The sequence below is a fragment of the Bacillus sp. BC08 genome (genome assembly GCF_054326875.1).
Map to the genome: position 1 here is coordinate 191745 of NZ_JBTGPA010000030.1, position 13987 is coordinate 205731.

Annotated in this window: 13 protein-coding genes, 1 rRNA gene and 1 riboswitch; of the genes, 1 reads left to right on the forward strand and 13 read right to left on the reverse strand. The window is 38.4% G+C overall.

All coding sequences use genetic code 11. From position 1 onward, the window contains the following. Positions 1–10 precede the first annotated feature (10 nt). Positions 11–175, forward strand: a complete 165-nt coding sequence (locus ACXVYO_RS10560) for a type II toxin-antitoxin system antitoxin (RefSeq protein WP_001085171.1) — start codon at positions 11–13, stop codon at positions 173–175. A gap of 36 nt (positions 176–211) precedes the next feature. Here ACXVYO_RS10560 and purD read toward each other — a convergent pair whose 3' ends face one another. The 13 genes from purD to rrf form a co-directional block, all read right to left on the reverse strand. Beyond that, positions 212–1483, reverse strand: coding sequence for a phosphoribosylamine--glycine ligase (purD, locus tag ACXVYO_RS10565; RefSeq protein WP_458466946.1), 1272 nt, complete (start codon positions 1481–1483; stop codon positions 212–214). Between the two features lie 221 nt (positions 1484–1704). Next, complete coding sequence (purH, locus tag ACXVYO_RS10570; RefSeq protein ID WP_458466947.1) at positions 1705–3240, reverse strand: bifunctional phosphoribosylaminoimidazolecarboxamide formyltransferase/IMP cyclohydrolase; 1536 nt, start codon at positions 3238–3240, stop codon at positions 1705–1707. A 24-nt stretch (positions 3241–3264) separates the two neighbouring features. Then, entirely contained in the window at positions 3265–3852 is a 588-nt protein-coding gene (purN, locus tag ACXVYO_RS10575; protein WP_458466948.1) for a phosphoribosylglycinamide formyltransferase, read from the reverse strand. Next, positions 3849–4889, reverse strand: coding sequence for a phosphoribosylformylglycinamidine cyclo-ligase (purM, locus tag ACXVYO_RS10580; protein WP_098375562.1), 1041 nt, complete (start codon positions 4887–4889; stop codon positions 3849–3851). The genes purN and purM overlap by 4 nt, the downstream gene beginning before the upstream one ends. A 101-nt stretch (positions 4890–4990) precedes the next feature. Further along, entirely contained in the window at positions 4991–6406 is a 1416-nt protein-coding gene (gene purF / locus ACXVYO_RS10585) for an amidophosphoribosyltransferase (protein ID WP_000879028.1), read from the reverse strand. Continuing rightward, on the reverse strand, positions 6391–8610 hold the full coding sequence (purL, locus tag ACXVYO_RS10590; protein ID WP_458466949.1) for a phosphoribosylformylglycinamidine synthase II: 2220 nt from the start codon (positions 8608–8610) through the stop codon (positions 6391–6393). The genes purF and purL overlap by 16 nt, the downstream gene beginning before the upstream one ends. Further along, the gene (purQ, locus tag ACXVYO_RS10595) at positions 8594–9277 is read right to left on the reverse strand and encodes a phosphoribosylformylglycinamidine synthase subunit PurQ (protein ID WP_048375606.1); all 684 of its coding nucleotides are present in this window, start codon (positions 9275–9277) and stop codon (positions 8594–8596) included. Before purQ ends, purL begins: the two co-directional genes overlap by 17 nt. Continuing rightward, positions 9274–9528, reverse strand: a complete 255-nt coding sequence (gene purS / locus ACXVYO_RS10600; protein WP_000278820.1) for a phosphoribosylformylglycinamidine synthase subunit PurS — start codon at positions 9526–9528, stop codon at positions 9274–9276. Before purS ends, purQ begins: the two co-directional genes overlap by 4 nt. After that, positions 9521–10240, reverse strand: coding sequence for a phosphoribosylaminoimidazolesuccinocarboxamide synthase (gene purC, locus ACXVYO_RS10605; RefSeq protein ID WP_063261859.1), 720 nt, complete (start codon positions 10238–10240; stop codon positions 9521–9523). Before purC ends, purS begins: the two co-directional genes overlap by 8 nt. An 88-nt stretch (positions 10241–10328) precedes the next feature. Next, on the reverse strand, positions 10329–11636 hold the full coding sequence (gene purB, locus ACXVYO_RS10610) for an adenylosuccinate lyase (protein WP_000625687.1): 1308 nt from the start codon (positions 11634–11636) through the stop codon (positions 10329–10331). After that, positions 11633–12784, reverse strand: a complete 1152-nt coding sequence (purK, locus tag ACXVYO_RS10615) for a 5-(carboxyamino)imidazole ribonucleotide synthase (RefSeq protein ID WP_458466950.1) — start codon at positions 12782–12784, stop codon at positions 11633–11635. Before purK ends, purB begins: the two co-directional genes overlap by 4 nt. Then, positions 12781–13266: a 5-(carboxyamino)imidazole ribonucleotide mutase gene (purE, locus tag ACXVYO_RS10620; RefSeq protein ID WP_000839367.1), complete on the reverse strand. Its 486-nt coding sequence runs from the start codon at positions 13264–13266 to the stop codon at positions 12781–12783. The genes purK and purE overlap by 4 nt, the downstream gene beginning before the upstream one ends. A 110-nt stretch (positions 13267–13376) precedes the next feature. Continuing rightward, positions 13377–13478, reverse strand: a riboswitch (purine riboswitch). Positions 13479–13881: 403 nt separating this feature from the next. Next, a 5S ribosomal RNA gene (rrf, locus tag ACXVYO_RS10625) occupies positions 13882–13987 on the reverse strand; the annotation flags it as partial.

Genomic DNA, 13987 nt, shown 5'->3' on the forward strand with positions numbered 1-13987 from the left:
GTAAATCATTATGGCTAAAAAGAAAAGCTTTCCATTACGTATTGATCCTGAATTACACGCTGTCATCGAAAAATGGGCGAATGATGAGTTTCGTAGCGTCAATGCACACATCGAATATTTGCTTCGAGAAATGGCAAAGCAAAAAGGAAAATTGAAAAAAGATAAAGATGCATAAAAAATCCCGCTGAGAAATCAGCGGGATTTTTACATATTAGCTTCTCGTCATCTCATGCCCAATTGCACGATATCCTATATCACTTCGGTAAAATAGACCATCACTCTCAATTTTACCGATTTCTTTATACACCTTATCTTTCGCGTCTTGTAAACTATTTGCCTTACAAGCAACAAATAGTACACGGCCACCGTTTGTTACAAAGTCACCATGCTTCATCGCTGTGCCTGAATGGAAAACAATTACATCCTGCAATGCGTCTAATCCGTTAATAATGTCACCTTTTTTATATGCTTCTGGATATCCTTTCGAAGCAAGTACGACACCGATTACGGCTTCTTCTGACCATTGTAACGTTAACTCACTTTCATCTAATACAGCGTTACATACATCAACTAAATCATTTTCTAAGCGTGGTAATACAACTTCTGTTTCAGGATCGCCAAAGCGGGCATTAAATTCAATTACCTTTGGGCCATCATTTGTTAAAATAAGTCCCGCATATAAAATTCCTGTAAATGAACGGTTTTCTGCAATCATCGCTTTAGCAGTTGGATGTAATACCGTTTTTATCGCCTCTTGAACTGCTGATTCTGGAATTTGTGGTACTGGAGAATACGCGCCCATTCCGCCTGTATTTGGACCTTTATCACCATCAAAAGCACGTTTATGATCTTGCGCAATTACCATCGGATGCACAGTTGTTCCATTCACAAATGCCATTAATGAAAATTCTTGTCCATCTAAAAACTCTTCAATAACAACCTTCTTACTTGCTTCGCCGAACTTTACATCTTGTAGCATTTCCTTCGCAGCTTGTAGTGCCTCTTCAAGTGTCATTGCTACTGTTACACCTTTACCAGCAGCTAATCCATCTGCCTTAATAACAATCGGTGCACCAACTTTTTGAATGTATTGTACTGCTTCTTCATAATCTGTAAAAGTTTCATATGCCGCCGTTGGAATATCATACTTTTTCATCAATTCTTTCGTAAAAGCCTTACTACCTTCAATAACAGCAGCCGCCTTATTTGGACCAAATACACGAAGTCCCTCTTCTTTAAAACGATCAACAATTCCATTCATAAGTGGAATTTCTGGTCCAACGAAAGTTAATTCAACCTTATTCTCTTTGGCAAATAGAACTAATGCATCAAAATCATTTTCATCAATATCAACTGGTGTCGCGACATCCCGCATACCTTCATTCCCCGGTGCTACATATACCTTTTCCACCTTTTCAGATTGCGCAAACTTCCAAGCTAAAGCATGCTCACGCCCACCGCGGCCGATTACTAAAACATTCATATTTCATCCCCCAATACTTAAATAAGTACAAACTAGAAGCTATGCTCCTAGTTTGTTTTCATATCAATAAAAGTTTAAAAGGGAGGATCAAGAGAACCGAGCAGGTCGAGGCGCATTCGCCAGGAGGACACGGAGTGTAGCTTTCCTACATGAGTACCGCACTGGCAATGCAACGACGACATGCGACAGTTATCTTGACCGGACCTTTTAAACATCCTCTATTAGTGTTTGAAATGACGTACGCCAGTGAACACCATAGCAATCCCATACTTATCTGCCACTTTGATAGAATCTTCGTCACGGATTGATCCGCCTGGTTGAATAATTGCTGTAATTCCTGCTTTTGCTGCTTCTTCTACTGTATCTGGCATTGGGAAGAAAGCATCAGATGCAAGTGCGCTACCTTGTGCCTTTTCGCCAGCTTGTGTAATTGCGATTTTCGCAGAACCTACACGGTTCATCTGTCCCGCTCCTACACCAACTGTCATGTTATCATTCGCTAAAACAATTGCATTTGATTTCACATGTTTTACAACTTTCCAAGCTAGTTTTAAATCTTTCCACTCTTGCTCTGACGGTTCACGTTTTGTCGGAATTGAAATTGTACTTTCATCTAATGATAACGTATCTTCCTCTTGAACAAGAAGACCACCTTGTACAGAAGTTAATTTTTTACTTGCACTTGTCGATTTTTCAATATCTACAGTTAGTAAGCGTAAGTTCTTCTTGCTTTGCAATACGTCTAAAGCTTCTTGTGAGAACGAAGGTGCGATAACAATTTCTAAGAAAATTTCATGTAACTTTTCAGCTGTAGCTTTGTCAATTTCACGATTTGCTGCAATAATACCACCAAAAATGGATACTGGATCTGCTTCATAAGCGCGTGTGTATGCTTCATGAATATTAGTTCCTACTCCAACACCACATGGATTCATATGTTTTACCGCTACTACTGCTGGTTCTGTAAATTCTTTCACGATACTAAGCGCTGCATCTGCATCGTTAATATTGTTATAAGATAATTCTTTACCGTGTAATTGTTCTGCGTATGCAACAGAAGAAGTTACAGCGAATGGTGCTTTATAGAATGTTGCTTTTTGATGTGGATTTTCTCCATAACGTAAATCTTGTTTTTTCTCAAATGTCACTGTCAATGTTTCTGGGCTTTCTTCACCCATTTGCTCTGTTAAGTAGTTAGAGATTAACGCATCATATGCCGCTGTATGACGGAATACTTTCGCTGCTAATTTACGTTTCGTTTCTTCTTTTACTTCACCGTTCTCTTTCAGCTCTGCTAATACAACATCGTAATCTACTGGATCTACAATTACCGATACAAATTTATGATTTTTCGCAGCAGAGCGAATCATTGTTGGACCACCGATATCAATATTTTCAATTGCATCAGCAAATGTTACATCAGGCTTAGCGATTGTTTCTTTGAATGGGTATAAGTTAACAACAACATAATCAATTGGCTCCATACCTAACTCATTCATTTGCGCTACATGCGTTTCATTATCGCGAACTGCTAATAGACCACCATGAATATTTGGATGTAATGTTTTTACACGACCATCCATAATTTCCGGGAACCCAGTTACTTCAGAAATACCGATTACTTGTAAGCCGTTTTCTTCTAGTAATTTTTTCGTACCACCTGTTGATATAACTTCGATCCCTTGTTCTAGTAATCCTTTAACAAATTCTACTACTCCTGTTTTATCTGAAACACTTACTAATGCACGCTTTTTCATCTATCCTTCACCCCTGGTTGTATGTTAGTTAACAGTCGGTTCTTTCACAGATTGAACAATTTGATTCACTGTATTTACGTATAATTTATGTTCAACTTGTTGAATTTTCTTTTGTAAGCTTTCTCTCGTATCCCCTTCAGAAACAACTACCGCTTCTTGCGCAATAATTGGCCCTGTATCCATACCTGCATCTACATAATGAATCGTTACTCCAGTTACTTTTACACCTGCTTCTAACGCTTGACCAACAGCATCTTTCCCTGGAAAACTCGGCAGTAGTGATGGATGAATATTAATAATCCTTCCGCCGTAAGCTTCTAGTAAAGTCGGTCCAATTAAACGCATATATCCAGCTAAAATAACATAATCAATTTCATACTCTTCTAGCTTCTTTAATATTTCTTTTTCAAACGCTTCTTTTGACCCATATGCTTTTGCTGAAAAAGCGAAACATGGGACATGATGATAATGTGCTCGTCCAACAGCGCGTGCTTCTGGTTTATCACATACTAATAAACTAATATCAGCGTCTAATCTTTTTTCTTCTACCGCATTGATAAGAGATTGAAAGTTAGAGCCGCTCCCAGAAGCAAAAACTGCTAATCTACTCATAGTGTCGCTCCCCCATTAAAGGTAACGCCAGCCCCTTGTACAGTACGTCCAATAATACTAGCTGTTTCTCCTTGCTCTTCAAGAAGACGAACGATATCTTTTGCCTCTTCTTCCTTCACTGCTACTACCATACCAATACCCATGTTAAAAATATTGAACATTTCTTTCTCTTCTAGTTTTCCAACTTCTTGAAGTAAGCTAAAAATCGGTTGAATTTTCCAAGATCCTAATTCAATTTCTGCACCGATTCCTTCTGGTAACATACGTGGAATATTTTCAATGAACCCGCCACCTGTAATGTGCGCCATTCCGTATACTTCATATTTCTTCAATAGTTCTAAAATAGGTTTGACATAAATTTTCGTTGGTTTTAATAATTCTTCACCAAGAGGTAGTTCTAAGCGTCCGTAAATGCGATCTAAAGATAGTGCTCCATCTTCTAGTAATACTTTTCGTACTAAAGAATAACCGTTACTATGAATACCGCTAGATGCTAAGCCAATTAATACGTGACCCGCTTCAATTTTTTCACCTGTTACAATTTTCTTTTTATCAACAATTCCAACTGTAAAACCAGCTAAATCATACTCTTCCGTAGAATACATTCCTGGCATTTCAGCTGTTTCTCCACCAATTAATGCACAACCAGCTTGGCGACAGCCCTCTGATATACCTTTGACGATGTTTTCAATTTTACTAGGTTCAGCTTTACCACAAGCAATATAATCAAGGAAGAAAAGCGGCTCTGCTCCTTGGACAACAATATCATTTACACACATTGCTACTGCATCAATACCAATTGTGTCATGTTTATCTGCCATAAAAGCGAGCATCAATTTCGTTCCCACGCCATCTGTTCCAGATACTAATACAGGTTCTTCTAATGCAAATTTTGATAGATCAAACATACCTCCAAAACCGCCTAAACCGCCTAGTACTTCTTTTCTCATTGTTGTTTGTACGTGTTTTTTCATGCGAGATACCGCTTCATATCCAGCTTCAATATCTACTCCTGCTTGCTTATATGCATTCGCCATCGTTATCTACACCTCGTCTTTTAATTTCTCCCTATCTAGGGCCGGCTGTTTTAAGAAAGAATCTAGCTTCTACATCAAAAGAAGTAGAAGCTTTTTTCTTCTTATTTCATACTTTCTAAAAGCTCTTGCTCATAATCATAAAGAGCTGTTGGGTAATCTCCATTGAAGTACGCCATACATAGACCGCCGTATTTCCCTTCATATGGACGTCCAATTGCATCTACTAATCCATCTTCACTTAAAAATGTTAATGAGTCTGCACCGATTATTTCACGAATTTCTTCTACTGTATGATTTGCTGCAATTAATTCTTTTCTCGTTTGAATATCAATGCCATAGAAGCATGGATATTTCAGAGGTGGTGACGCAATTCTTACGTGAACTTCTGTCGCTCCAGCCTCGCGAAGCATGCGAACAATTCGTTTACTCGTTGTTCCTCTTACGATAGAATCGTCAATCATAACAACTCGTTTTCCTTCAACTACACCTCTTACTGCTGAAAGCTTCATCTTAACCCCTTGCTCTCGCAGTTCTTGAGAAGGTTGAATAAACGTACGTCCAACGTAACGATTTTTAATTAATCCTAGCTCATATGGAATACCTGTTGCCTCCGCATAACCAATTGCTGCAGAAATACTAGAGTCTGGCACGCCAGTAACAACATCAGCTTCAATAGGAGCTTCTGCCGCCAAACGTTTCCCCATATTTTTACGTGCTGCATGGACGTTAATACCTGCAATATTAGAATCTGGACGCGCAAAGTAAATATACTCCATACTACAAATTGCATGATCTACTTCATTTGTAAAACGATCTACGTGAATTCCTTCATCATTGATGATAAGTAGTTCACCTGGTTCTACATCACGAATGTATGTTGCACCTACTACATCAAAAGCACATGTTTCCGATGCTACAACGTAAGCATCCCCCATCTTTCCAATTGAAAGAGGACGGAATCCATTCGGATCTAGCGCAACGATCATTTCATTTCCAGTTAGTAAAAGATATGCAAACGCACCTTTCACTTTATTTAGAGCCTCTTTTACACTCTCAATTAAGGAATCTTTCGTACTACGTTTAATAAGATGTAAAAGTACTTCTGTATCTGAACTTGTTTGAAAAATACTTCCCTCTGCTTCTAATTCGCGGCGAAGCATTTTTGCATTAATTAAGTTTCCGTTATGAGCTAATGCCATACTATGATCAGAAAAACGGAATAATAATGGTTGAACGTTAGCAACTTCACTTCCGCCAGCTGTCGCATATCTTACGTGTCCAATTGCTGATTTTCCGTTTAAGCCTTCTAGCTCTCCTCTTGAAAATACTTCCGATATTAAACCTAACCCCTTGTGACCGACAATTTTCTCACCATTATTTACGACGATTCCTGCGCCTTCTTGTCCACGGTGCTGTAAACTATGCAATCCGTAATACGAAACTTGTGCTGCATTTTCATGCCCCCAAATTCCAAAAACGCCACATTCTTCATTTAACCCCTTTATTTCAGCAAGCATGGGATTGCCCCTTTCCAAGCCTTTCTCATTTCATCTACATTTGCTGTAAGTAATACTTCATTTTCTTCATTATGAATTGTTACTTCATTTGTATTTGTCACTTCTCCAACTTGAATTGCTTCTACCGCTTTCTCGAACGCTTCCTTATTTTCACGTTTTACAGTTATAACGAAGCGAGATTGTGATTCAGCAAATAATACGGCTGTTGCTTCTCCATCTAATTTCACAGTAGCACCTAAGCCGTTAGTACCAATTGCACTTTCTGAAATCGCAACTGCTAAACCACCTTCTGCAACATCATGAGCAGATTGAACAAGGCCAGCTTGAATCGCTGCTAATACTTGTTTTTGACGCTTTAATTCTACATCTAGATCGATGCTTGGTGATTGACCGAAAATTTTACCGTGAATCATTTTCTGTAATTCACTTCCACCAAACTCAGCTTTCGTCTCTCCAATTACATAAACTAAATCGCCAGCTTGCTTAAACTCTTGTGTTGTTACATGTTTTAAATCGTGTACAAGTCCAACCATCCCAACTGTCGGTGTTGGATATACTGCTTCACCACTACGTTCGTTATACATTGATACGTTTCCGCCGATAACTGGCGTTTGTAATGTACGACAAGCTTCACTCATACCATCTACTGATTTCTCAATTTGCCAGAAGATTTCTGGTTTTTCTGGATTACCGAAGTTTAAGCAATCTGTAATTGCAAGTGGCTCTCCCCCAGAACATACGATATTACGTGCTGCCTCTGCTACTGCAATTTTACCGCCCACTTCTGGATCTAAATAAATGTAGCGAGAGTTACAATCTGTCGTCATTGCTAATCCTTTTTCTGTACCGCGTACACGTACAACTGCTGCATCTGAACCTGGTGTAACAACTGTGCTTGTGCGAACTTGATAATCATATTGATCATAAACCCACTCTTTACTTGCAATCGTCGGTTGTTGTAATAGAGCAAATAACGTTTCTTTATAATTTTCTACTTTTGGTGTTTCCATTTTCATTGCCTGGAATTCAGCAAAGTATGCTGCTTCTTTTGATGGTTTATGATAGATTGGCGCTTCTTCTGCAAGAGCATCTGCTGGTACTTCAGCTACCTTTTCACCTTTATGGAATAAGCGAAGCATTTTGTCTTCCGTTACTTTCCCCATCGTAACGGCTGCAAGACCATACTTCTCAAATAAATCTACTATTTCTTGCTCTCTACCCTTTTTCACAACGATTAGCATACGTTCTTGTGATTCAGATAGCATCATTTCATATGCTGTCATTCCTGTTTCACGCTGCGGTACATCATCTAAGTACATTTCAATACCCATTCCTGCTTTACTTGCCATTTCTGCAGAAGATGATGTTAAACCAGCCGCACCCATATCTTGAATTCCAACAAGTGCATCCGACTGAATAAGTTCTAAGCAAGCTTCAATCAGAAGTTTCTCCATAAATGGATCTCCTACTTGAACTGCTGGACGCTTCGCTTCTGAGCTTTCAGATAACTCTTCAGATGCGAATGTTGCACCGTGAATACCGTCACGACCAGTTGATGCTCCTACGTACATTACTGTATTTCCAGCACCGTGCGCTTGCCCTTTTTTGATATCTTCGTGGTTAATTAAGCCTACGCACATTGCATTTACAAGTGGATTTCCTTCATAACATGGATCAAACTGTACTTCGCCGCCAACAGTCGGAATACCGATACAGTTACCGTATCCTGCAATCCCTGCTACTACTTCTTCGAATAAATATTTCACACGTGGTGACTGTAATTCACCGAAGCGAAGTGAGTTTAATAGAGCTACTGGGCGTGCTCCCATAGAGAATACGTCACGGATAATACCACCAACGCCTGTTGCTGCTCCTTGATATGGTTCAATAGCAGAAGGATGATTATGACTTTCCATTTTAAATACAACCGCTTGATTATCACCGATATCTACAATTCCAGCACCTTCCCCAGGTCCTTGCAGAACGCGCTCACCTGTTGTTGGGAATTTTCGAAGTACTGGTTTTGAATTTTTATAACTACAATGTTCAGACCACATAACAGAGAATAATCCTGTTTCTGTATAATTTGGCAGACGGCCTAAAATCTTTTCAACCATGGCAAACTCTTCGTCTGTTAGCCCCATTTCCGCATATATGCGCTCTTCTTTAATTTGTGTTGGATTTGGTTCAAGCATTAACGACATATGTTTCCCTCCACTGTTTTAAGATAGATTGAAAGACTTTTAACCCTTCAGCACCGCCAAGTAATTCGTCTACAGCACGCTCTGGGTGTGGCATCATACCAAGTACATTTCCTTTTTCGTTCACAATACCAGCTATATCTGAAACGCTTCCATTCGGATTTTCTACGTAACGGAATGCGATTTGATTATTCTCTTCTAGTCTTTTTAGCGTTTCTTCATCACAATAATAATTACCCTCACCATGCGCGATTGGAATATTGATTACTTCATCTTTTTCGTATTGTGATGTAAACATCGTTTCATTATTTTCAACACGCAACTGAACAGTGCGACACATAAATTTTAAGTTTTCGTTTCTCATTAACGCTCCTGGTAGTAATCCTGATTCAACAAGAATCTGGAATCCATTACATACACCTAAAATCGGCTTTCCTTGCTCAGCAGCTTTTTGCACTGCTTTCATTGCATTCGCAAAGCGAGAAATAGCACCGCAGCGTAAGTAGTCACCGTAAGAGAATCCACCTGGTAGTAAAATTGCATCATATTCATCTAAATTCTCTGTATCATGCCAAACGTAATCTACTTCTTCGCCGAGCTCATCTTTAATTGCATGGAACATATCAACATCACAGTTCGAACCTGGAAATACTATTACGGCAAATTTCACTGTGCGACAACCTCCTCAACTTCATAACGGAAGTCTTCCATTACAACGTTTGCTAATAGTTTTTCACACATTTCTTTTACCTTTGCGTCAAGATCAGATACCGATTTATCAATTGTTAGTTCCATGTATTTTCCGATTCGAACGTCTTGTACTTCTGTAAATGAAAGACTATGAAGTGCTCCTTTTACCGCTGTTCCTTGTGGATCTAATACGCTTTCTCTTAATGTTACATATACCTTAACTTTATACATGTGAAATTCCCCCTAAACGTTTTAAAATCTCTTCATAAGCATCTGTTAAATTTCCAAGATCGCGACGGAATACGTCTTTATCAAACTTTTCATTGCTCGTTTCATCCCATAAACGGCAAGTATCTGGTGAAATTTCATCTGCTAAAATAATTTCTCCTTCTTCCGTTACACCAAACTCTAATTTGAAATCTACTAATCTTACACGACAGCTTGCGAAATGATCAATCAACACTTGATTGATTTGTAGAGCCATTTCTCGTAATACGCTTACTTGCTCTGGCGATGCAACGTTTAATACACGAATATGATCTTCCGTTACAAGTGGATCTCCTAAATCATCATCTTTGAAGTAAAATTCTACGATTGGTTCTGCAAGTACAGTTCCCTCTTCCATTCCTAATCGTTTTGAAAGACTTCCTGCAATTACATTTCTTGTGACAACTTCTAAAGGAATAATACTCACTTTTTTAACAAGTTGCTCTATCTCAGATAACTTCTCAACAAAATGTGTTTTAATTCCTACTTCTTGTAACTTTCTGAACAATAAAGTTGTAATCTCATTGTTCAAACGACCTTTTCCTGTAATCGTCTCTTTTTTCTCCCCATTGAAAGCAGTCGCACTATCTTTATACTCTACCCAAACCATATCTGCTGATTCTGTACGATAAATTCTTTTTGCCTTACCTTCATACAGCAATTCTAGCTTTTGCATTTCGCAAGCCCCCTGTAGTTTGAAAAATGTGAATAATGTTTTTATAAAGAATGGCACAGAATGACTCTATTCTGTGCCATATGAAATTTTACGCTTCGTTTAACCCAAGGCGTTCAAAGATGGTATCAACGTGTTGCATATGATGCTCATAGTTGAAGCATTCATTAATTTCTTCTTGTGTTAACTTGCTCGTAATACGCTCATCAGCTTCTACAAGCTCTTTAAATTGTACTTGTGTTTCCCAAGCTTCCATCGCTTTAGGCTGTACGATATCATAAGCTTCTTCACGTACCATACCTTTGTCGATTAATGTAAGCATTACACGCTGAGAGTAAATTAAGCCGTATGTTCTTGTCATGTTACGTTTCATATTCTCTGGGTATACAGTTAAGTTTTTAACAATATTACCAAAGCGATTTAACATGTAATTTAATGCGATTGTAGCATCTGGTAAAATTACGCGTTCTGCCGAAGAGTGAGAAATATCACGCTCATGCCATAATGGAACATTCTCATACGCTGTCATCATATAACCGCGGATAACACGAGCTAAACCAGTCATATTTTCTGATCCGATTGGATTACGTTTATGTGGCATTGCAGAAGAACCTTTTTGGCCTTTTGCGAAAGCTTCTTCAACTTCACGTGTTTCACTCTTTTGTAAACCACGAATCTCAACTGCCATCTTTTCGATAGATGTTGCAATTAGTGCAAGTGTTGACATGTAATGAGCATGGCGATCACGTTGCAATGTTTGTGTTGAAATTGGTGCTGCTTCTAATCCTAAGTTTTCACAAACATACTTTTCTACGAATGGATCGATATTTGCGTATGTACCAACCGCACCAGATAATTTACCAACGCGAACTGTATCAGCAGCTTGTTTGAAACGCTCTACGTTACGTTTCATTTCTTCATACCAAAGACCAAGTTTCAAACCAAATGTTGTTGGTTCTGCATGAACACCGTGTGTTCTTCCCATCATGATCGTGTATTTATGCTCTTTCGCTTTGTTAGCTAAAATGCTTACAAAGTTTTCTAAGTCTTTTAATATGATTTCATTCGCTTGTTTTAAGATGTAAGATAACGCTGTATCTACTACGTCTGTAGATGTTAAACCATAATGAACCCATTTACGTTCCTCACCTAATGTTGGTGTTTCTGATACAGCACGAGTGAATGCAACTACGTCATGACGTGTCTCTTTTTCAATTTCATAAATACGATCAATATCAAATGATGCATGCTCACGAATTTTTTTAACATCTTCTTTTGGAATATCGCCAAGCTCAGCCCATGCTTCACAAGCTAAAATCTCAACTTCTAACCACGCTTTAAATTTGTTCTCTTCCGTCCAAATTGCACCCATTTCTGGGCGTGTATAACGACTAATCATCTTTTTCCCTCCAACAGTTGTTCTTGATGGTCCCAAATATGCAAACTCTTCGCTTTTTCTAGAGCGACTTCAATATTATCATTTAAAATATTAACATGCCCCATTTTTCGCTGCGCTTTTGCTTCTTCTTTTCCATACAAGTGTAAATAGCACCCGGTTAATCTATTCACTTGTCTTAGGACCCCTTCTATATGTTCGCCTAAAATGTTTACCATGACAACTGGTTTTAACAAATTTGTTTCTCCAAGAGGTAAATTACAGATTGCTCGAATATGTTGACCGAATTGACTCGTTTCACATGCATCCTGTGTATAGTGGCCTGAATTGTGAGGTCTTGGTGCTAATTCATTAATATAAATCTCACCATCAGCTGTAGCAAACATCTCTACCGCTAGTGTTCCCACAAGTTCTAGTTCATCCGCGAGCACCTTTGCATAAGCAATTGCTTTTTGAGAAAGTTCTTCTGTAATGCGAGCTGGAACGATAGATTCATGCAAAATGTTATTTACATGAATATTTTCCGCTACCGGAAATACTTTCGTTTCACCACTTACACTACGAATGACAATAACTGATACTTCTTTTTCAAAAGGCACCCATTTCTCTAAAATACACTCTGCTGCATTTGCAAGCTCTCGCGCCTTATCAACGTCAGCTTCACTTCTTAAAACAACTTGCCCTTTCCCATCATATCCACCTGTCGTTGTTTTTAAGACGGCAGGATATGATAACTCGGCGATTGCTTCAGTAAGCTGCTCTTGCGTTTGAACCAATCTATACGTTGCTACTGGTAATCCCGCTTTTTCAATTGCATTCTTTTCTGTAAAACGATTTTGCGTTTTACTTAACAACTGACTGCCTTGCGGTAAGTAAGCATGTTTTTCTAGCCATTGTAAACATCTATAATCAATATTCTCAAATTCATATGTGACGACATCACTGATCTCTGCTAAATGCTGAATTGCTTTTAAATCGTCATATGATGCAACAATTTCAATATCAGCAACTTGTGCACATGGTGAATTTTTTGTAGGATCTAAAACAGCAATTTTATATCCCATCTCCTTAGCTGCCAATGCCATCATTCTTCCAAGCTGGCCGCCTCCAATAATGCCGATTGTTCTTCCAGGTAAAATGATTCTCGTCATACTAGTTCACTACCTTCGCGCACATCTTTTTCAATTGCTTCTCGTCTCAATTCTAATGCATCATGTATATCATCATGGAATGATCCAAGTATTTGTGCAGCAAGTAAACCAGCATTTGTTGAACCAGCCTTACCAATTGCAACAGTTGCAACCGGAACCCCTCCTGGCATTTGGACGATGGATAATAATGAATCTAAGCCGTTTAACGCTTTTGATTGAACTGGAACTCCGATTACAGGAAGATTCGTCTTCGCTGCAACCATTCCCGGTAAATGCGCTGCTCCACCAGCTCCAGCAATAATAACTTTCAATCCACGTTCACGAGCCGTTTCTGCATATTCAAACATATAATCCGGAGTCCGATGAGCTGATACAACTTTTTTCTCATACGGTATATTTAATTCATCTAAAATGTCACAAGCATATTTCATTGTTTCCCAGTCTGACGTGCTTCCCATTATGACTCCAACTAGTGATTTCATATTAGAATCCCCCCGATTCAAATAAAAAAAGCCTGAAATAGAACAGTTTCTCTTTTACTATGAGAGAAAGTGCTCTACTCAGGCATACGTATCCCTTGTGAATAGAAAAATACCGAGTGACTTTCCCTCATAGTCTAACGAATAACGGTCGTTAGGTAGAGACTTGCAGGCCATATCCCCGCGATTATATGAGGTCTTATATATTATTCTTTCTATGGCTATATTAACAATATTTCATAAACAATGTCAACAAATAATCGAATGTTTTTTTATTACTAACCAATAACGTTCGTGTTTTAGTTATATTCAAAAGAATAATTGTAACTATATGCAAGAAGGATAAGAAATTAGAATATATATTTCTAAAGATCTATCATACACATAACTGTTTATATACTCATTCCCTATGCTTTAATATAAAGCATACCGTTTACATTCATTTTATTTATAAGGAGAACAATATGAAAAAACAACTATACTCTTTTCATACTTACTCCTTTAAATAGTCTCATTTTCATTCTTTTTCTTCTTTAAGGTTATTCAATGTATAGATTATGACATTTGATATATAAAAATAAACACAAAAAAACCTAAGTCGAATCGACTTAGGTTTTTGCTTGGCGACGTCCTACTCTCACAGGGACAAGGTCCCAACTACCATCGGCGCTAGAGAGCTTAACTTCCGTGTTCGGTATGGGAACGGGTGTGACCTCTCTGCCAT

Bases quoted from the DNA above. Each gene is read 5' to 3' on its own strand.
- ACXVYO_RS10560 (WP_001085171.1), top strand. From the start codon at position 11: ATGGCTAAAAAGAAAAGCTTTCCATTACGTATTGATCCTGAATTACAC.
- purD (WP_458466946.1), bottom strand. From the start codon at position 1,483: ATGAATGTTTTAGTAATCGGCCGCGGTGGGCGTGAGCATGCTTTAGCT.
- purH (WP_458466947.1), bottom strand. From the start codon at position 3,240: ATGAAAAAGCGTGCATTAGTAAGTGTTTCAGATAAAACAGGAGTAGTA.
- purN (WP_458466948.1), bottom strand. From the start codon at position 3,852: ATGAGTAGATTAGCAGTTTTTGCTTCTGGGAGCGGCTCTAACTTTCAA.
- purM (WP_098375562.1), bottom strand. From the start codon at position 4,889: ATGGCGAATGCATATAAGCAAGCAGGAGTAGATATTGAAGCTGGATAT.
- purF (WP_000879028.1), bottom strand. From the start codon at position 6,406: ATGCTTGCTGAAATAAAGGGGTTAAATGAAGAATGTGGCGTTTTTGGA.
- purL (WP_458466949.1), bottom strand. From the start codon at position 8,610: ATGTCGTTAATGCTTGAACCAAATCCAACACAAATTAAAGAAGAGCGC.
- purS (WP_000278820.1), bottom strand. From the start codon at position 9,528: ATGTATAAAGTTAAGGTATATGTAACATTAAGAGAAAGCGTATTAGAT.
- purC (WP_063261859.1), bottom strand. From the start codon at position 10,240: ATGCAAAAGCTAGAATTGCTGTATGAAGGTAAGGCAAAAAGAATTTAT.
- purB (WP_000625687.1), bottom strand. From the start codon at position 11,636: ATGATTAGTCGTTATACACGCCCAGAAATGGGTGCAATTTGGACGGAA.
- purK (WP_458466950.1), bottom strand. From the start codon at position 12,784: ATGACGAGAATCATTTTACCTGGAAGAACAATCGGCATTATTGGAGGC.
- purE (WP_000839367.1), bottom strand. From the start codon at position 13,266: ATGAAATCACTAGTTGGAGTCATAATGGGAAGCACGTCAGACTGGGAA.